20 protein-coding genes are annotated in these 19,035 nt (G+C 40.4%); 4 read left to right on the top strand and 16 right to left on the bottom strand.

The features are described 5' to 3' along the window. Positions 1–50: 50 nt before the first annotated feature. The 15 genes from SK608_RS06785 to SK608_RS06855 all read right to left on the bottom strand — a co-directional run bounded on the left by SK608_RS06785 (position 51) and on the right by SK608_RS06855 (position 13,906). On the bottom strand, positions 51–2,231 hold the full coding sequence (locus SK608_RS06785) for a PTS transporter subunit IIBC (protein WP_082242438.1): 2,181 nt from the start codon (positions 2,229–2,231) through the stop codon (positions 51–53). A gap of 181 nt (positions 2,232–2,412) precedes the next feature. Next, positions 2,413–3,339 carry a permease-like cell division protein FtsX gene (gene ftsX, locus SK608_RS06790; RefSeq protein ID WP_000625550.1) on the bottom strand — a complete coding sequence of 309 codons (927 nt, stop codon included), beginning with the start codon at positions 3,337–3,339 and terminating at the stop codon, positions 2,413–2,415. Next, positions 3,332–4,024 carry a cell division ATP-binding protein FtsE gene (gene ftsE, locus SK608_RS06795; RefSeq protein WP_000022265.1) on the bottom strand — a complete coding sequence of 231 codons (693 nt, stop codon included), beginning with the start codon at positions 4,022–4,024 and terminating at the stop codon, positions 3,332–3,334. Before ftsE ends, ftsX begins: the two co-directional genes overlap by 8 nt. 17 nt (positions 4,025–4,041) lie before the next feature. Then, a protein-coding gene (prfB, locus tag SK608_RS06800; protein ID WP_100069222.1) for a peptide chain release factor 2 occupies positions 4,042–5,137 on the bottom strand; the annotation gives its coding sequence in 2 pieces (ribosomal slippage) (positions 4,042–5,064 and positions 5,066–5,137; 1,095 coding nt in all). Between the two features lie 108 nt (positions 5,138–5,245). Then, complete coding sequence (locus tag SK608_RS06805) at positions 5,246–5,902, bottom strand: CBS domain-containing protein (protein ID WP_000268660.1); 657 nt, start codon at positions 5,900–5,902, stop codon at positions 5,246–5,248. Positions 5,903–6,261: 359 nt separating this feature from the next. Then, positions 6,262–6,972, bottom strand: coding sequence for an ABC transporter ATP-binding protein (locus SK608_RS06810; RefSeq protein ID WP_000062200.1), 711 nt, complete (start codon positions 6,970–6,972; stop codon positions 6,262–6,264). Beyond that, positions 6,972–7,736, bottom strand: coding sequence for an ABC transporter ATP-binding protein (locus SK608_RS06815; RefSeq protein WP_001185997.1), 765 nt, complete (start codon positions 7,734–7,736; stop codon positions 6,972–6,974). Before SK608_RS06815 ends, SK608_RS06810 begins: the two co-directional genes overlap by 1 nt. Further along, positions 7,736–8,692, bottom strand: coding sequence for a branched-chain amino acid ABC transporter permease (locus SK608_RS06820; protein WP_033677572.1), 957 nt, complete (start codon positions 8,690–8,692; stop codon positions 7,736–7,738). The genes SK608_RS06815 and SK608_RS06820 overlap by 1 nt, the downstream gene beginning before the upstream one ends. Before the next feature lie 3 nt (positions 8,693–8,695). Further along, a complete protein-coding gene (locus SK608_RS06825; protein ID WP_033677574.1) occupies positions 8,696–9,565 on the bottom strand; it encodes a branched-chain amino acid ABC transporter permease in 870 nt (289 codons plus the stop codon). A 222-nt stretch (positions 9,566–9,787) separates the two neighbouring features. Continuing rightward, a complete protein-coding gene (locus SK608_RS06830) occupies positions 9,788–10,948 on the bottom strand; it encodes an ABC transporter substrate-binding protein (RefSeq protein ID WP_033677577.1) in 1,161 nt (386 codons plus the stop codon). A 66-nt stretch (positions 10,949–11,014) separates the two neighbouring features. Continuing rightward, the gene (locus tag SK608_RS06835) at positions 11,015–11,302 is read right to left on the bottom strand and encodes a YlbG family protein (protein WP_033677580.1); all 288 of its coding nucleotides are present in this window, start codon (positions 11,300–11,302) and stop codon (positions 11,015–11,017) included. A 78-nt stretch (positions 11,303–11,380) separates the two neighbouring features. After that, positions 11,381–11,971 (bottom strand): ATP-dependent Clp protease proteolytic subunit ClpP, encoded by a 591-nt coding sequence (clpP, locus tag SK608_RS06840; RefSeq protein WP_000613471.1) that lies wholly within the window; start codon positions 11,969–11,971, stop codon positions 11,381–11,383. Positions 11,972–12,144: 173 nt separating this feature from the next. Next, the gene (gene upp / locus SK608_RS06845; RefSeq protein ID WP_000515974.1) at positions 12,145–12,774 is read right to left on the bottom strand and encodes a uracil phosphoribosyltransferase; all 630 of its coding nucleotides are present in this window, start codon (positions 12,772–12,774) and stop codon (positions 12,145–12,147) included. Between the two features lie 88 nt (positions 12,775–12,862). Then, on the bottom strand, positions 12,863–13,330 hold the full coding sequence (locus SK608_RS06850) for a deoxycytidylate deaminase (RefSeq protein ID WP_000136973.1): 468 nt from the start codon (positions 13,328–13,330) through the stop codon (positions 12,863–12,865). 18 nt (positions 13,331–13,348) lie between these two features. Further along, the gene (locus SK608_RS06855; RefSeq protein ID WP_033677582.1) at positions 13,349–13,906 is read right to left on the bottom strand and encodes a TetR/AcrR family transcriptional regulator; all 558 of its coding nucleotides are present in this window, start codon (positions 13,904–13,906) and stop codon (positions 13,349–13,351) included. A 124-nt stretch (positions 13,907–14,030) separates the two neighbouring features. Here SK608_RS06855 and SK608_RS06860 point away from each other — a divergent pair, with 124 nt between their 5' ends. The 3 genes from SK608_RS06860 to SK608_RS06870 are packed head-to-tail and all read left to right on the top strand — an operon-like array spanning position 14,031 to position 16,677. Next, positions 14,031–14,876, top strand: coding sequence for a DegV family protein (locus SK608_RS06860; protein WP_033677585.1), 846 nt, complete (start codon positions 14,031–14,033; stop codon positions 14,874–14,876). 58 nt (positions 14,877–14,934) lie between these two features. Beyond that, on the top strand, positions 14,935–16,107 hold the full coding sequence (gene aao, locus SK608_RS06865) for an aminoacetone oxidase (protein ID WP_033677811.1): 1,173 nt from the start codon (positions 14,935–14,937) through the stop codon (positions 16,105–16,107). Between the two features lie 48 nt (positions 16,108–16,155). Further along, the gene (locus SK608_RS06870) at positions 16,156–16,677 is read left to right on the top strand and encodes a DUF1697 domain-containing protein (protein ID WP_000400051.1); all 522 of its coding nucleotides are present in this window, start codon (positions 16,156–16,158) and stop codon (positions 16,675–16,677) included. Positions 16,678–16,718: 41 nt separating this feature from the next. Here SK608_RS06870 and SK608_RS06875 read toward each other — a convergent pair whose 3' ends face one another. Then, positions 16,719–17,459, bottom strand: coding sequence for a MerR family transcriptional regulator (locus SK608_RS06875; protein WP_033677587.1), 741 nt, complete (start codon positions 17,457–17,459; stop codon positions 16,719–16,721). A gap of 234 nt (positions 17,460–17,693) precedes the next feature. Between SK608_RS06875 and SK608_RS06880 the strand changes: the two genes are divergently transcribed. Then, complete coding sequence (locus SK608_RS06880; protein ID WP_033677589.1) at positions 17,694–19,034, top strand: sodium-dependent transporter; 1,341 nt, start codon at positions 17,694–17,696, stop codon at positions 19,032–19,034. The last annotated feature ends 1 nt before the right edge of the window (position 19,035 follow it).

Raw genomic sequence — 19,035 nt, forward strand, 5'->3', positions numbered from 1 at the left:
CTTTTCTCCCAAAATAAGAGGTTGGAATACAGCTTCCAACCTCAAGTATATTACAATTCTACTTTAGCAACTGCTGTTTTAGCTGCAAGAGAACCTGTTTTTTCTAATTTAACTGATTTAATTGCATCACCATTTGTGAAGACAACTACTGTTGAAGTTTCACGTCCTGCTGCACGGATAGCATCCAAGTCAGCTGTGACAAGGAGATCTCCTGCTGCAACTTTTTGTCCTTCAGCAACATGAACTGTAAATGGTTTACCTTCAAGACTTACTGTGTCCAAACCAATGTGAACCAATACTTCAAGACCTGCTTCAGTCACAATACCAAGAGCATGTTTTGTTGGGAAGATGCTTGATACAGTACCTGAAACTGGAGATACAATGTTTCCATTTGCAGGTTCTACTGCAAATCCATCACCCATCATTTTTTGAGCAAACACTGGATCTTTTACTTGTTCCAAAGCAACAACTTGACCGTCTGCTACTGAGTAAACTTCCTCAGTAAGACCTTTGAAGTGAACAGTGTTTTGTTGTGCTTCAGTCATTTGGCTTGGAAGAGTTTCAGGAATGATTTCACCTGAATCAAGGATATCTTGGATATCAGATTTCAATACGTCAGCTTTTGGTCCGTAGATAGCCTGAACCCCTTGTCCTTTCATGACAAGACCCATAGCTCCTTCTGCTTTCCATTGTTCTGCGTTTCCTACTTTATCTGCATCTTTAACAGTTACACGAAGACGAGTCATACATGCGTCAACATCAACGATGTTTGCACGTCCACCAAGAAGGTTAATAATGTTTACAGCTTGAGAACCTGCTGCAACTTTCACTTCGCTGCTAGATTCTTCTGAACCTTCAGCAGTTTCGTAGTTTCCGTTACGCCCTGGAGTTGCGTAGTTGAATTTTTGAATCATGAAGTTTGCGATAAAGTACATGATTACAGCAAAGAGAACAGTTACCCAAATGAAGTTAATGATATCCATACCGATACCAGCACTGATTGCAATAGGTGTACGAGTCAAGAACTCGATTGAACCGAATGAGTGCATACGTAGGTTTACAACGTCAGCCATAGCGAAGGCAGCACCTTGAACAAGTGAGTAAACAAGATACATAGGTGTTGCTACAAACATGAACATGTATTCGATTGGTTCAGTAACCCCTGTCAAGAATGTTGCAAGAGCTGTTGCAATCATCATACCTTTGTATTTATGTTTCTTGTCAGCATCAACATTACGGTAGATAGCCACAACTACACCCATCAAGATACCGAATGAACCGATCATTTGTCCAACTTTGAAACGAGCTGGATGTACTGTATCTAACAAGTGTTGGTATTGACTAGCATCAGTACCTTTAAGGTTTACAAGGTCTGTTACCCATGCAAGCCAAAGTGGATCTTGACCAAATACTTGACTACCTTTAGCTGCACCAGTTAAGACATCATAAGTACCACCAAGAGCTGTGTAGTTCATTGGGATAGTCAACATGTGGTGAAGACCAAATGGCAAGAGCAAACGTTCCAATGTACCATACAAGAATGGTGCAAGGATTGGAGCAGTTTCTTGTGAGTTGGCAATCCAGATACCAAAGCTATTGATACCTGTTTGAACTACTGGCCAGAAAGCAGCAAGTACAATTGCAGCAATTATTGAACGAAGAATAACTACAAACGGTACAAAACGTTTTCCGTTAAAGAATGAAAGTGCATCAGGAAGCTTACGGAAGTTATAGTATTTATTGTAAGCAGTTGCTCCAATAAAACCAGAAATAATCCCTACGAATACACCCATGTTAAGTGCTGGAGCTTCAAGAACACTGATAAAGTAATCAGCAACTTTGATTGATCCACCGAAGAGAGTAGTTACCATAGCATCTGGATTTTTCAACATATCGCCTGATACACCAAAGATTGTACCAGTGATACGGTTAATCAAGATGAAGGCAAGACCAGCGGCGAAAGCACCACCAGCACGTTCTTTAGCCCAGCTTCCTCCAATAGCGAGGGCGAACAAGATATGAAGGTTAACGATAACCCCCCAACCGATTTGCTCTAGTACACCACCAGTAATAACGAGCGGTGCAAAGGTTGGGTTAATCATCACGATAGACTTACCGATTGAAATCATCAAACCAGCAGCCGGCATAACCGCGATAACCACCATCAAAGCCTTACCGAATTTTTGCCAAAATTCGAAAGACAAGACATTTTTGAATGTATCTTTCATCATTCAAATCTCCTTTATTTTTATTTAGGCAAACGTTTTACGAAAACGTTTGCACCTTTTATGATTTAATTATACCACTTTAATTTTTTTGTAAAGGCTTTTACAAAAAAAATAGACTTTTTCTAAAATTTTTGTAGCAAAAAAAGGAGATCATTTAATCTCCTCATAAAAGTAGCTAGTTTCCCTAAATCTTCAAGAATCGGCGCATGGAAATTCCTGATCCCAGTGAACCGATGAAAATCCCAATCACAAATAATAGGGCAATCATCAGAGGAGTAAATACCTCTGGCGCGATCATAGACAGATTTTGTCCGACCAACGACTTATTGACAGATTGGTAAACCATTCGATAAACAATAAAGACCAACACTGATGGTGCAGTTGCTCCAAGCAAACCAATGAAGGCACCTTCAAGTAAGAAAGGTCCACGAATATAACTGTTCTTAGCACCAACCAAGCGCATGATTTGAATTTCGCGACTGCGAGAAATAATGGTAATACGAATGGTATTTGAAATCAAGAAAACTGCAATGAAAATCAAAAGTCCTGCAATAACTAATCCCCAAACACGGATAAATGATGCTAGTTGGAATAGGCGTTCTGTATTGGCACCACCATCCTGAACCTCAGACACACCTTCAATTTTTTTAGCATCCTCGGCTACAGTTTTTACATCACTTGGCGTATTTGTATCAACGATATAGGCATCATAGAGTGGGTTGGCATCTCCTTCAAAAATTTTCCAGTTATCACCCATTGTCTCGGTTAATTTTTCATATTGTTCTTCTTTACTTGAAAAAGTAACACTCTTAACCGTAGACATCCCCTTCAAAGCATTGTATACCTTGTGGTAGTCATTATTTGTAACAGTTTGACCTTCTTTTTCAATAGTCTCGCTATTATCAGCTACATCCTTTCGAATATAAACCATCACTCGAACATTATTTTCAATATCTGTAGCTAGTTTCGCTGTATTGAAAATAACAGAAGCAAATATGGCAACCAAGGTCAAAGTAATCATGACTGAGCTGACAGCAGCCACTGTCATCCAACCATTTCGTTTCAAACTTTTTAGTGATTCAAATAAATGGCGAAAAAATCTACTAATCATCGTATCCATACTCTCCTTTTGATTCGTCACGAACGACACGGCCATTTTCAATGGCAATGACACGGTGGCGCAAGGTATTTACAATCTGGCTATTATGAGTCGCCATCAAAATAGTTGTTCCTTGTAGGTTAATCCGTTCCAAGAGATTCATAATTTCCCATGAATTATCCGGGTCCAGGTTTCCTGTTGGTTCATCGGCTATCAATACTTTGGGATTATTTACAATGGCACGTGCAATCGCAATCCGCTGTTGCTCTCCACCTGAGAGCTCATTTGGGAAAGAACGAACCTTATGCTTCAACCCAACCAAGTCTAAAACTTCCATCACACGTTTTTTGATATTACGGCGATTTTCCCCGATTACTTCCATAGCGTAAGCAATATTTTCATAGACCGTTTTCTTTGGCAACAATTTATAATCCTGGAAGACAACCCCAACACTACGACGTAGAAGCGGGACATCTTTCTTTTTAATCTTAACCAGATTAAAACCAGCAACTGATAGGCTTCCTTTATCGATTTTTACTTCACGATATAGAGAACGAATGAAGGTTGACTTCCCTGCTCCTGAAGGTCCTACAATGTAAGCAAATTCTCCCGGTTGAACGCTGACCGAAACACCGCGTAGGGCAGTCGTTCCGTTGTCGTATTTTTTGACGACATCTCTCATTTCAATGATTGACATGTGAGTTCCTTTCTTTCTTAGCTGATTCGCCACTTAAGGTAGGCATCGATAAAACCATCTAGGTCTCCGTCCATAACCTTATCTACCTGAGCAACTTCAAAGCTAGTTCGATGATCTTTTACCATAGTATAAGGCGTGAAGACATAAGAACGGATTTGGCTTCCCCATGTGATTTCTTTTTTCTCACCCTTGAGGGAATCTACCTCCGCAGCTTTCTTTTCCTGCTCCATTTGATAGAGCTTAGCCTGCAACATCTTCATAGCTCGATCTCTATTTCCATACTGGGTACGATCCACTGTTGATTGGACAACAATTCCAGTTGGAATGTGGGTTAAACGTACACCTGTTGAAACCTTGTTGACGTTTTGTCCACCGGCACCACCTGAACGGAAGGTATCCATCTTGATGTCATCTTCCCGGATTTCCACTTCAATGGTATCGTCCAACTCAGGCATCACTTCTACAGATGTGAAAGAGGTATGGCGACGTTTAGCAGAGTCAAATGGTGAAATTCGCACCAAACGGTGCACACCCATTTCTGACTTGAGAAGGCCATAGGCATTAGGACCTTCAAATGATAAAGTTACCGACTTAATACCAGCTTCATCTCCTGCTTGGTAATCCAATACTTCCACTTTAAAGCCTTTAGCATTACCATAACGAGTATACATACGAAGCAACATATCGCCCCAGTCCTGCGCCTCAGTACCACCAGAACCTGGATGGATTTCCAAGATGGCATTATTATGGTCATAAGGTTCTGACAAGAGCAAGGTCATCTCATAACTGGTCATCATCTTATCAAGTTCTGATAACTGCTCAACCAATTCTTCATGCACCGACTCATCTTCAGCTAAAAAGTCTAATAAAATTTCGACTTCATCCTGCAACTCTTCCATTTTGTGGAAGGTGTTGTAGGTGTTTTTTAATTCATTTAATTCTTGCGACGTTTTTTGGGCCGCGATATTATCGTTCCAAAAATCAGGTTCTGTCATCTTATTTTCCAAGATGGCAATCTCTTCCTCTAGACCTTCTAGGTCAAAGAGACCCCCTGAAAGAAGCTAATTTTTCACGATTTGCGTCAATTTTCTGACGAATTACTGAAATGTCCATAAATACTCCTTTTTTACATCGTTTCATTATAGCATATTTTATCATTTCTTTCCATCTTTTGCTCTAATCTCTTATTACACGTAAAAAGAAGCCTTTCGGCTTCCCTTCTTACAAGACTTTTGCTGAAGTACGAGTAATTTCTTCTACTTGAATATTCTCTGATTCAAATTTTTCTTTCAAGGCTGGTAAATCAATTGAGCCATCGATTTGAACTTCGATAATGACCTTACCATCCTTACGCGGAATATTGACTGTATGCGAGATATTCAAATTTTCTTCTGCAATCAAAGAAACAATCTTTCCGAGGACACCAACTTCATCTTCTGTAACAAAGCGCACACGAATTCCTTCTTCTCCATAACCAGCAATTTCAAGAAAGGCTTGGAAAACATCACGATCCGTAATAACCCCATAGACTTGATGGTTATCTACGACAGGAAGAATACCAATCTTGTTTTTCAACATCAGATAAGTTGCATCCTCTAGACTCGCATAGCCTGAAACAGTGACAACATCGCGAATCATGACATCTTTTACTTTTGTCTTATTCAGAAGATAATTCATCTCATAGATAGAAAGACTTGTTGCCTTGGATGGACTTGCTTGGGCAATGGTGCCCTCAGTCACCAAACCAACCAATTGATCATTTTCGATAACAGGCAAGCGGTGCAACCCTTGCTCTCTCATCAAATCTGCTGCATGAGATACTGTTGTATCTGGACTAATATACACTACCTTGCGGGTCATAAAATCTTTAACTGCCATGAGACTTCTCCTTTTCTATTCTTATCCCTATTATACAATCTTTTTGTAAATCTATCAAACGCTTACATTTCTTTTTCAAAATTCAGAAAAGTATGAATAAGCTAGCAAAAAGAGCTCTGAAATCGAGCTCTGTGAATGAAGGTAAGAAACGTTTCATTCGATTTTTTCAATTATTAGAAATTAACCTTTTAATGTAGATGAAGATTGCTTTGCAATCTTCATCTGCCGACTAAAACAATCCACTGGATTCGGATGATTGCTTCGCAATCTCTATTCACCGACTAAAAAGGTCCCCCGGACTATAATGATGATTACTTCGCAATCTTCATCTGCCGGCTAAAACAATCCACTGGATTGTTTTAGCCACCTAGATATGCTTTTCTGACTTCTTCTGATGAGGCGAGTTCTTTTCCTGTTCCTGATAGGACGATTTTCCCTGTTTCCAGTACATAGCCTCGGTCAGAGATTGCGAGTGCTTTATTGGCATTTTGTTCAATCAAGAGGACAGTTGTCCCTTGCTTCTGGATATCTTGAATGATATCAAAAATCTCTTGGATAAAGATTGGGGCAAGTCCCATTGATGGTTCATCTAAAAGAAGAAGTTTTGGTGTTGACATAAGAGCGCGTCCCATGGCAAGCATTTGTTGTTCTCCTCCTGAAAGAGTGGCTGCGTCCTGGTTCTTGCGTTCTTCAAGACGTGGGAAGCGTGAAAAGACCTTCTTCAAGTTAGCTTGATTTTCTTCACGATTTTTCTTTAAGAAAGCTCCCATTTCAAGATTTTCCATAACAGTCAAGCCAGGAAAGACGTGGCGTCCTTCTGGAACTTGCGAAAGACCACCTGCCACGATTTTCTGAGCCGGCATTTTTTGGATTTCTTGACCTAAAAACTCAATCTTTCCTGAACTCGGTCTAACCAAACCAGACAAGGTACGGAGAATGGTTGTCTTACCTGCACCATTGGCACCGATAAGGGAAACAACTTCTCCTTCATTCACTTCAAAGCTTACATCACGGACTGCTTGGATCATACCGTAATGTACAGAAAGATTATCAACTTTTAACATAGACATTAGGCTTCACCTCCTAAATAAGCTTCGATAACGCGTTTATTGGTCTTAATTTCGTCTGGAGTTCCCTGAGCAATCAAACGACCATATTCAAGTACGTAGATACGTTCTGTTACTTCCATGACCAGATTCATATCGTGTTCAATCAGCATGATCGTAATCTTAAATTCATCTTTGATACGACGAATTAACTCAGTCAATTCAGCTGTTTCCTGTGGGTTCATACCTGCTGCTGGTTCATCTAAGAAGAGAATTTTAGGTTCCGTAGCGAGGGCACGAACAATTTCCAAACGACGTTGTTGTCCGTAGGCAAGATTTTTAGCAAGCGTTTCTGCATCACCATCTAAATCAAAGATTTTAAGCAATTCCAAAGCCTTAGCCTTTAATTCTTTTTCACTCTTGTAAAAAGCTGGTAGGCGTAAGAAACTAGCAAAAACATGTTGTTTGTGATGGTTGCCAAAGGCAATCAAAACATTGTCCAAAACGGTTAAATCTTTAAAAAGACGGATATTTTGAAAAGTACGTCCAAGTCCCAAAGAAGCAATCTTATAAGGTGACTTCCCATTTAAAAGGTGACCATCTAGGGTCACTGTTCCCTCGCTTGGTTCATAAACACCCGTCAAGAGGTTGAAAAGAGTGGTTTTCCCAGCTCCGTTTGGACCGATTAGTCCAACCAGTTCCCCTTCGTTCAATTCAAGAGTCACATCTCCAACAGCTGTTAGACCGCCAAAATGTTTGGTTAACTGTTTTACTTCAAGTAATGCCATTAGTTTTGTTCCTCCTTCTTAGATTTTTTAAAGAAACGTGATAGACTCAATTCCCATGTTCCAAGGAGTCCACCTGGTCTGAAAATCATTACCAATACCAAGGCCAAAGCGTAAATAATCATACGCACACTAGCAACATCTTGGAGAAGCATATTCAAAATTCCCAAAACAATAGCTGAAACGATGGCACCTGTAATGGAACCAAGTCCACCAAAGACAACAATAATCAAAACGTTGATTGAGTTGATGAAGGTGTAATCTTTCGGTACAACTGAACCGATAAATCCTGCCTGAAGTGACCCTGCAATACTTGCAGTAATAGCACCAAAGACAAAAGCGATAATTTTAATTTTAGTCGTATTAACCCCAACTGACTCAGCAGCAATTTCATCCTCACGAACGGAGAGGGTTGAACGACCAATTGGACTACGCAAGAAGTTCAATGTTGCAATGGTTGTGATCACGACAAAGAAGTAAACCATTTGCCAAGTTGTAAAGTTAGGAATTCCCAAGATACCTGCTGCACCATTTGTAAGGCTTCCACCATTGATGATAAAGATACGGATAATTTCAGAAACACCAAGAGTCGCTACCGCAAGATAGTCCCCCTTCAAGCGTAAGGTTGGAATTCCGACAAGCAAGGCAACTGCCCCTGAAAGTAAAGCCCCTACAATCATAGCTCCAAAGAAGGCACCGTAGGTTGGTGATTTAGAACCAATAATAGCTGCTGCATAGGCACCAATCGCCATGAAACCAGCATGACCAAGTGAAAATTGTCCTGAAAAACCAACGATTAAGTTGAGACCAACAGCCAGAATAATATTAATTCCGATTTGTTGTAAAATCTGTACATAGAATAGATTGAGTACTCCAACTGAAACCAATACACTAATCAAGCCATAGCCAGCTAACAAAAGGAGTAACCATAGAATATTAACTTTTAAATTTTCTTTCATCGTTTACACCTTCTCTTTCACATTTTTACCAAGGATACCAGCTGGGCGGACAATCAAGATCAACAACAGGATTCCATAAACAATGGCATCACGGAAGTCTGACATTCCAAAGGCTGTCGCAAAGGTTTCCAATAGACCAATCACAAAACCACCAAGAGCCGCACCAGGAATAATTCCGATACCACCAAGTACTGCGGCAACGAAAGATTTAAGACCTGGAGTAACCCCCATCAAAGGCTCAAGAGAGTTATAATAGAGGGCAATCAGAACACCAGCTGCACCCGCAAGAGCAGAACCCAAAGCAAAGGTAAAGCTGATAGTACGGTTTACATTGATCCCCATCAATTGCGCTGCATCGCTATCTACGGATACTGCACGCATGGCTTTCCCCATCTTTGTCTTTTGAACAATGACTTGTAACAAAATCATCAAAATCAAGGAAATGGCCAAAATCATTAACTGCACATTTGTTAAGCTAATTGGTCCCAAATCATAGCGAACTGTTTGAATCGCTTGAGGGAAGGCACGGGTATTGGCACCAACCAGATAGACCATTCCATACTCCAATAGGAAGGAAACCCCAATAGCTGTGATCAAAACAGCAATACGAGTAGAGTGGCGCAAAGGTCGATAAGCAAGAAACTCAATCACGACACCAAGGACAGCTGTAGCTAGCATCGCTACGATAAGCGCTACAAAGAAATTCATTTGGAAAGAATTAATCAAGAAATAACCAATAAAGGCTCCCATCATATAAATATCACCGTGGGCGAAGTTGATGAGCTTGATAATTCCGTAAACCATGGTATATCCTAGGGCTAATAGCGCATAAACACTACCTAGAATCAAACCATTTACTAGTTGTTGGAGCATAAGATTCACTCTTTCTATATATAATTTCGAGGGTTCTCCCTCACTTTTTGATAGGTTCTTATACTCAATGAAAATCAAAGAGCAAACTAGGAAACTAGCCGCAGGCTGTACTTGAGTACGGCAAGGCGACGTTGACGCAGTTTGAATTTGATTTTCAAAGAGTATTAAACATCGAAACAGGGAGTGAGTCCGAGGCTCATTCCCTATTTCAACATTTTTCTATTATGGTTTTACAACTTCTGCTGCTTCAACCTTACCATTGTTCATGGTCATCATGTAAGCAGTTTTAACTGTGTTGTGGTCCGCATCGAAGCTTGTTTGACCAGTTACACCTTCAAAATCTTTTGTTTTAGCAAGGTTGTCCTTAATCTCACCTGAGTTTTTAGCACCTTTTGCTGCGTTTGCTACAAGGTGAACTGAATCATAAGCCAAGGCTGCAAATGTTGAAGGCTCTTCATTGTACTTAGCACGGTAAGCGTCAAGGAAGGCTTTTGCTTTAGCTGAAACTTCTACAGTAGTTGAGAAGCCTGAGATAAAGTAGATGTTTGATGCTTTTTCAGGAGTTGCTTGTTGTACAAACTCTTCACCGTTGAATCCATCACCACCAACGATTGGCTTGTCAATTCCCATACCACGCGCTTGGTTTACAATTTTACCAGCTTCAGTGTAGTAACCAGGAACAACGATGGCATCAAAGTCTTTCCCTTTCATTTTTGTAAGGGCTGCTTGGAAGTCTGTATCACCTGCTACGAAAGTTTCATCTGCAACGATTTCACCTTTGTAAGCTTCACGGAAGGCTTTGGCAATACCTTTAGCATAGTCACTGGCATTGTCAGTGTAAAGAACAACTTTCTTAGCATTTAATTTTTCAGAAACATAGTTTGAGATAATTTTTCCTTGGAAGCTATCTTGGAAAGTTCCGATAAAGAGGTAATCTTGACCTTTAGTCAATCCATCTTGAGTCGCACTTGGCGAAATCAATGGAACACCTGCTTTTGTAGCGTTCGCTACAGCAGCTGCAGTTGCACCAGATGTCGCAGGTCCTACGATTGCTGATACTTTAGATTGGGTTACAAGGTTAGTTGTTACTGAAGCAGCCTCTGCTGTTTCAGACTTGTTATCTTTATCGACTACTTCGATTTGTTTTCCATCGATACCACCTGCTGCATTGATTTCATCAACGGCCAATTGGGCACCTTTTTGTTCAGATGTACCGTAGGCTGCTACAGCACCAGTTTCTTCAAAGTTAAATCCAATTTTGATTGTCTTTTCATCTACTGAGTTACCAGCAGCGTTTGACGCTCCAGACTTCACTTCTCCACAGGCTGCAAGAAGTGCTACACTTGCAAGCGCCACAAACGATAGGGCAAATTTTTTCTTCATCTTTTTTGTCTCCTTATTTCTTAAATAAATAGCATGTTAAGAATATACCGAATTATCAGAAAATTGTCAACACTTTTCTTTAACTTTTTCAATGATAACGTTTTCCTCTCGATAAAGATTGCCCACAAAGGGTGTTTCCAGCTCTTGGATATGACAAACTCTGACTTTTTTTATAAATTTTTCCTTGCTCAAGCGCCCGACCAATTGCTCCACTTCTTGAGTTGGAACATAAAGCTGTAAGTAACGATGTTTCTTGGAATGATAGGTAATATCTCCATAATCCTGCAGTTTTTTGGCATCACGATTATAGTAAAGATAGATAATCAAGCCAGATCGATTGACTTTTTCAAACATGATAAATCCTCTTTCTAAGAAATCTCTCCCTATTATACCAAAAAAAGCAAACCCAGTCGAGTTTGCCTTCTTTGATTATTAGTTCAATGAATTGTTGGCCATGATTTCATCAATGAAGCCATATTCAAGTGTTTCTTGGGCACTCATCCAGTTATCACGTTCTGCATCTGCATGGACTTTTTCGATTGACTGACCTGAATTTTCAGCCAAGATTTTTTCCAAGATGTTACGAGTTTTGAGCAAGTGTTCTGCAGCAATCGCCATATCGGTTTGTTGAGTACCACCACCTGTACCACCCATTGGTTGGTGGATCATATACTCTGCATTTGGAAGCATGAAACGTTTGCCTTTTGCTCCACTTGACGCGATGACTGTTCCCATAGATGCAGCCATTCCCATAACGATAGTTTGGACATCTGCCTTGATAAAGTTCATAGTATCAACGATTGCCAAACCAGCTGAAACAGAACCACCAGGTGTATTGACATAAAGGTAAATATCTTTTGTACTATCTTGGGCATCCAAGAAAAGCAATTGGGCAATAACAGAGTTAGCCATATTGTCTTCAACTGGACCTGTCAGCATAATGATGCGGTCTTTAAGAAGACGTGAGTAAATATCGTAGGAACGTTCTCCACGGCTTGTTTGTTCAATAACTACAGGAATCATTCAATTCTCCTTTTGAGTTTTAATTTTGTTGGTCAAATGACTGAAGATAAGACTATTATAATATCTAGGTCAAAAAAGGTCAAATTTTTGCTCTGTTTTCATTAGACAGAAACAAAAATTCAACCTCCTTTCACGACTGGAAATTCTTTTCCAATTCATTCTTCTTTTCGATTTTATTTCGTACCGAACAAGCGGTCCCCAGCATCTCCAAGACCTGGAACGATATAACCGTGTTCGTTCAAGCGTTCATCCAAGGCTGCTGTAAAGATTTCTACATCTGGATGAGCTTCTTGAAGAGCTTTTACACCTTCTGGTGCAGATACAAGGCAGACAAATTTGATATTTGATGCGCCACGTTTTTTAAGCGAGTCAACAGCTAAGATTGCTGATCCACCTGTTGCCAACATTGGGTCTACTACAAAAATTTGACGTTGGTCAATATCCTCAGGCAATTTCACCAAGTACTCAACTGGTTGAAGCGTTTCTTCATCACGGTACATACCGATGTGACCAACTTTAGCAGCTGGAACCAAGCTCAAGAGACCATCAACCATCCCGATACCTGCACGCAAGATTGGAACGATAGCCAATTTCTTACCTGCCAATTGTTTTTGAACTGTTTTTGTGATTGGTGTTTCGATTTCCACATCTTCTAGTGGAAGATCACGAAGTACTTCATACCCCATCAACATTGCAATCTCATCTACTAGCTCACGGAAAGCTTTTGTAGAAGTATCTGTACGACGCAAGATTGACAATTTGTGTTGAATCAGTGGATGATTAATAACTTCAATTTTTCCCATTTTTGGAATTCCTTCTTTCAATTTATTCTTCTTATTATACCAAAAAACGGTTTAAAAATCTTTCTAAACCATTTATTTTTGATAATTTTTACATTAAATCTGCCTCTTTAAGAGCTGCCTGTACTGTCTCAAGTGGTAGATGGGTCAATTCTGTCCCTTTTTCTTGATAAAGGTATTGGGCATAGTCATCCATTCGATACTGGTTGATATAAACCACGCGCTTGCAGCCGACCTGAAGCAATTGTTTGGTACAGTTGAGACAAGGAAAATGGGTTACATAGGCTGTAAAGCCTTTAGGAACACCACGTTCTGCACCTTGGAGAATAGCATTAACCTCAGCGTGAAGAGTGCGAACACAGTGGCCTTCAATGACCAGACATTCGTGGTCAATACAATGCTCAGTCCCTGACACCGAACCATTGTAACCAGTGGAAATAACCTTATTATCTTTTACCAGAATCGCGCCTACTTTGGCACGTTTACAAGTGGAACGATTAGCAATTAGTAAGGCTTGGGCTGCAAAATACTCATCCCAGGCCAGTCTTTTTTCAGTCATCTCTTTTCTCCTTTTTCTCTATTTTTTAAAAAATGGTAACCGTAAATCCGCTATCTTTTCAGCTGGTACCTTCATGCCATCCTTGATCCATTTTAGAAGGACAGAGACGATGGCCGAGCTCCAGAAGGAATGAAGATAAGAACTGACACCTTTTGATTTTCCATGGTATTTTTCCAGAAACTCCAGCATGGCTTGGACAAAGATTTTTTCCAGATGGTAATCTAAGGCCAGTTGAATCACTCTGGCTTCCTTTCTTGCTTCTCGGAAAAGGTGAACCCAGACCAGATAAAGGTCTGTCTTTAAATCATAATGATGCAACTGTTCCATAATATTGTGGACAGTTCGTTTAAAGACACTTTCTAAAATCTCCTCTTTGGAATCATAATTGCGATAAAAGGCCGCACGAGAAACGCCTGCACGTTTGACCAATTCAGAAATACTAATCTTGGTCAAGTCCTTTTTTTCCAAGAGTTGTAAGAGGGCTGTTTCAATGGCTTCTCTGGTTAATAAATTGGATTCTTGGTTTGATTTTCTGAGATTTTCAAGAGACTTTTCAGAGATTCTACGTTCAGACATAACATTTTCTTTCTACTTGTCACAACAGACGGATGAGGCTTTTGTTTCAAGGGCTTTCATGATATAATTGTAAAAAAAGACAGAACCTTTGTCAATGTATAACTGACAAAGATGGAGAATTTCTATGACTTGGAAGATTATCGCTGACTCTGGCTGTGATTATCGTCAGCTGGCAACACCAGCTATTGACACGACCTTTGTGAGTGTTCCCTTAACCATTCAAGTAGCTGATCAGGTCTTTGTTGATGATGCCAGTCTTGACATTGACCAAATGATGGGAACCATGTATGCAACCGCAGAAGCTTCAAAATCAGCTTGTCCAAGCCCAGATGATTATTTGCGAGCATTTGAAGGTGCCAAAAACATTTTTCTAGTAACCATCACTGGTACTCTTTCTGGCAGTCACAATAGTGCTCAACTAGCCAAGAATATTTATCTAGAAGACCATCCTGACACTAAGATTCATGTAATTGATAGTTTGTCTGCTGGCGGGGAAGTTGACTTGCTCGTAGAAAAATTAAATGATTTGATTGACCAGGGCTTATCTTTTGAAGAAGTGGTTGAAGCTATCACTGCCTATCAAGAAAAAACCAAGTTGCTCTTTGTCCTAGCTAAAGTCGATAACTTGGTGAAGAACGGCCGTTTGAGTAAACTTATCGGTACGGTCGTTGGCCTTCTCAATATCCGTATGGTCGGGGAAGCTAGTGAAACTGGAACTCTCGAATTGCTACAAAAAGCAAGAGGACCAAAGAAATCGATTCAGGCAGCATATGAAGAGTTAGTGAAAGCGGGATATGCTGGTGGTCGTATTGTCATGGCTCAACGCAATAACGAGAAATGTTGCCAACAGCTTTCAGAGCGAATCCGTGAAACCTTCCCACAGGCGGATATTAAAATTCTCCCAACATCTGGTCTCTGCAGTTTTTATGCAGAAGATGGTGGTTTGCTGATGGGATATGAAATTGATTAATTGCATTCTTGACAAGAGGTGACCATCATCTCTTGTTTTTTTGTGGTACAATAGAGCTATGAAACATTTTGATACTATTGTCATCGGTGGAGGTCCTGCTGGCATGATGGCTACGATTTCCAGTAGCTTTTATGGACAGAAAACCCTCCTCATCGAAAAAAATCGGAAACTTGGAAAAAAATTAGCTGGGACTGGTGGGGGACGTTGCAATGTAACCAACAACGGAACTCTAGATGACCTACTAGCTGGAATCCCTGGAAATGGGCGCTTTCTTTACAGTGTCTTCTCCCAATTTGATAACCATGATATCATCAACTTTTTTACTGAAAATGGGGTCAAACTCAAGGTCGAAGACCACGGACGCGTCTTTCCGGCCAGCGACAAATCGCGAACTATAATCGAGGCTTTGGAAAAGAAAATCACTGAGCTAGGTGGTCAAGTTGCTACTCAAACAGAAATTGTTTCGGTTAAAAAAATCGGCGACCAGTTTGTCCTTAAGTCCGCAGACCAAAGCTTTACTTGTGAGAAACTCATTGTCACAACTGGTGGGAAATCCTATCCTTCTACTGGTTCGACTGGTTTTGGTCACGAGATTGCCCGTCATTTTAAACACACCATTACCGAGCTTGAGGCTGCTGAAAGTCCTTTATTGACAGATTTTCCACACAAGGCCTTGCAGGGAATTTCATTGGATGATGTGACCCTAAGTTATGGTAAACATGTCATCACTCACGATCTGCTCTTTACCCACTTTGGTTTGTCTGGCCCTGCTGCCCTGCGTATGTCCAGCTTTGTCAAGGGCGGAGAGGTTCTCTCACTCGATGTTTTGCCTCAACTATCTGAGAAGGGCTTGGTAGTATTTCTAGAAGAAAATCGGGAAAAATCTCTAAAAAATGCCTTAAAAACTTTACTTCCAGAACGCTTGGCAGAATTTTTTGTGCCAGGCTATCCTGACAAAGTCAAACAACTGACTGAAAAGGAACGCGAACAACTTGTCCAGTCTATCAAGGGACTTAAAATTCCTGTAACTGGTAAAATGTCCCTTGCTAAGTCCTTTGTTACCAAAGGGGGCGTCAGTCTCAAGGAAATCAATCCCAAAACTCTAGAAAGTAAGCTGGTACCTGGACTCCACTTTGCTGGCGAGGTACTGGATATCAATGCCCACACGGGTGGGTTTAACATCACTTCTGCCCTCTGTACTGGTTGGGTGGCGGGATCAAACCCAATCTAAATCTAAATTATTCAATGGCTAAATCAGCCCCAAAAGAAAGGAAGTCCTTTGGAACATATTATCTTGTTAAGGGGAGTTACTCCTAATGGAAAAAATGCTATCCCTAAAATGTCTTATCTAGTAGATATCTTGACAGAAGCTGGTTTTCAACAAGTTCGAACCTATATTCAAAGTGGGAATATCATTCTTGAAAGTGACTTAGATTTAGAAAAAATACGAGAACGTGTCCATACTCTAATAAATGAAAATATTGGTGCTGACTTAAAAATGGTAATCAAGAACAAAAGTGATTTTAAAAAAATTGTCCAAGAAAACCCGTTTGGAGAACACTATCTTTATGACCGTATACACGTGATTTTTTATCAAGAATCTATTCAAAGTCTCCCTTTAGAAAAATTGAAAATTGATTACGGTGAAGAAGAAATTTGTATCGGTAACCATTGTCTTTACCTCTATCTCCCTAGAACTGCTAAACAAAAGAAACTCCATACCAACTATCTTGAAAAGCTTTTTAATGTAGATTTGACCATGCGAAAACTAAATGTAGTAGAAAAATTATTAAGCAAGTAGTGCTTGAATTTAGTAAAAATCGGAAGATCACTCCTCCGATTTTATTTTGTCTGAGTTTGGACATATTGGGCAATCACATCTGATGTGTACTGGGCTGTTCCAGGTCCAAATTTGTCAATATTTTCCTTAAACTCTGGGTTGTAGACGTAGCCTTTACCGATATAACCGAATACCTCAATAGAGCAGTCAAATCCATAAGTACGAATAGCTTGCAAGAGTTTAGCAGCTTCTTCTTGATTTTCGGTTGCTGTTACAGGTAGACCAGCTTGAAGATTTTGTGCCAAAGCTTGAAAAACTTGATTGAAGGCAGCCGTAGCCTCGTCTTCGTGACCTTTCTGGCGCTCCAGCGCTTGGTCCATGACTTCTTGTCCATATTTCTCTACCGCCTCTTGGTGGTATTTTTGATGGTCTTGGTAGTTAAATCCAGCAAATTTCTCTTGAATGCTCATTTCTCTTTCTCCTTTTTGTTCTTGAATGGTTTTTTGCAAGGTTGAAATCAAGGTATCCAGATGTTCCCTTTCTCGAGTCAAATAGTCCAACTGCCTAGTCAAATGAGGCAATAAATCTGTCCTTTCTTCCTTTAATAGCTCTGCTATTTTTTCTAAAGAAAAGCCTAGATATTTATAGTAAAGAATGACCTGAAGGCGTTCCAAATCCTCCTGACTGTAGGTTCGATAGCCGTTTTCCGACTTTAAAGGAACCAAAAGTCCTATCTTATCGTAGTGGTGTAGGGTCTTGACAGAGACACCCGAAAGCTGCGCAGCTTCTTTTATATGGTACATGATTTCCTCCTTACATTGATAGTATAACCCCTCCCCTTAGGTCAGAGTCAAGCGTTTTTGCGAAATTTTTTACTTTATCATAACATGAAAATGGTTTTCTTGACAGACCTTAGAAAACATGATAGGATAGTCAAGTCTATCAATCAAAAGAAAGGCTCACTTTGAGTACTGATGAGGCTATTTGTCAAGGGCAGTAGCTTTTTCTTTTGTAACACTAATTTTAGGAGTTTAACTATGTCTGAAAAATCGCAATGGGGTTCTAAACTGGGCTTTATCCTAGCATCTGCTGGTTCAGCCATCGGACTTGGAGCCGTTTGGAAATTCCCCTACATGACTGCTGCTAACGGTGGAGGAGGATTTTTACTAGTCTTTCTCATTTCCACTATTCTAATCGGTTTCCCCCTACTGCTGGCTGAATTTGCTCTCGGTCGAAGTGCTGGTGTCTCAGCTATCAAAACCTTTGGAAAACTAGGCAAGAATAGTAAGTACAACTTTATCGGTTGGATTGGTGCCTTTGCCCTCTTTATCCTCTTATCTTTCTACAGTGTTATTGGGGGATGGATTCTGGTTTATCTAGGCATTGAGTTTGGAAAATTGTTCCAAATTGGTGGAACGGGGGATTATGCTCAGTTATTTACTTCCATCATTTCAAATCCAGCCATTGCCCTAGGGGCACAAGCGGTCTTTATCTTATTGAATATCTTTATTGTATCACGTGGGGTTCAAAAAGGGATTGAAAGAGCATCTAAAGTTATGATGCCTCTGCTCTTTATCATCTTTGTTGTCATCATCGGGCGCTCTCTCAGTTTGCCAAATGCCATGGAAGGGGTTCTTTACTTCCTCAAACCAGACTTCTCTAAGCTGACAAGTGCTGGTCTCCTCTATGCTCTGGGACAATCTTTCTTTGCCCTCTCACTAGGGGTTACAGCTATGCTGACCTATGCTTCTTATTTGGATAAGAAAACCAATCTAGTCCAGTCAGGAATTTCTATCGTAGCAATGAACATCTCGGTGTCCATCATGGCAGGTCTAGCCATTTTTCCTGCTATGTCAGCCTTCAATATCCAGTCTGAAGGGGGACCGAGCCTGCTCTTTATCGTCTTGCCTCAACTCTTTGACAAGATGCCTTTTGGAACCATTTTCTACATCCTCTTCCTCTTGCTCTTCCTCTTTGCGACAGTCACTTCTTCAGTCGTCATGCTAGAAATCAATGTGGGTAATATCACCAATCAGGACAACAGCAAGCGTGCTAAGTGGAGTGTTATTTTAGGAATTTTGACCTTTGTCTTTGGAATCCCTTCAGCCCTTTCTTACGGTGTCATGGCGGATGTTCACATTTTTGGGAAGACCTTCTTTGACGCTATGGATTTCTTGGTTTCCAATCTCCTCATGCCATTTGGAGCTCTCTGCCTTTCACTTTTTACAGGCTATATCTTTAAAAAGGCTCTTGCAATGGAGGAACTCCATCTCGATGAAACAGCATGGAAACAGGGACTGTTCCAAGTCTGGCTCTTCCTTCTTCGTTTCATCATTCCAATCATCATCATCGTGGTCTTCACCGCCCAATTTATGTAAT

This window comes from Streptococcus mitis subsp. hohhotensis (genome assembly GCF_000722775.1).
Taxonomy (GTDB): Bacteria; Bacillota; Bacilli; order Lactobacillales; family Streptococcaceae; genus Streptococcus; species Streptococcus carlssonii.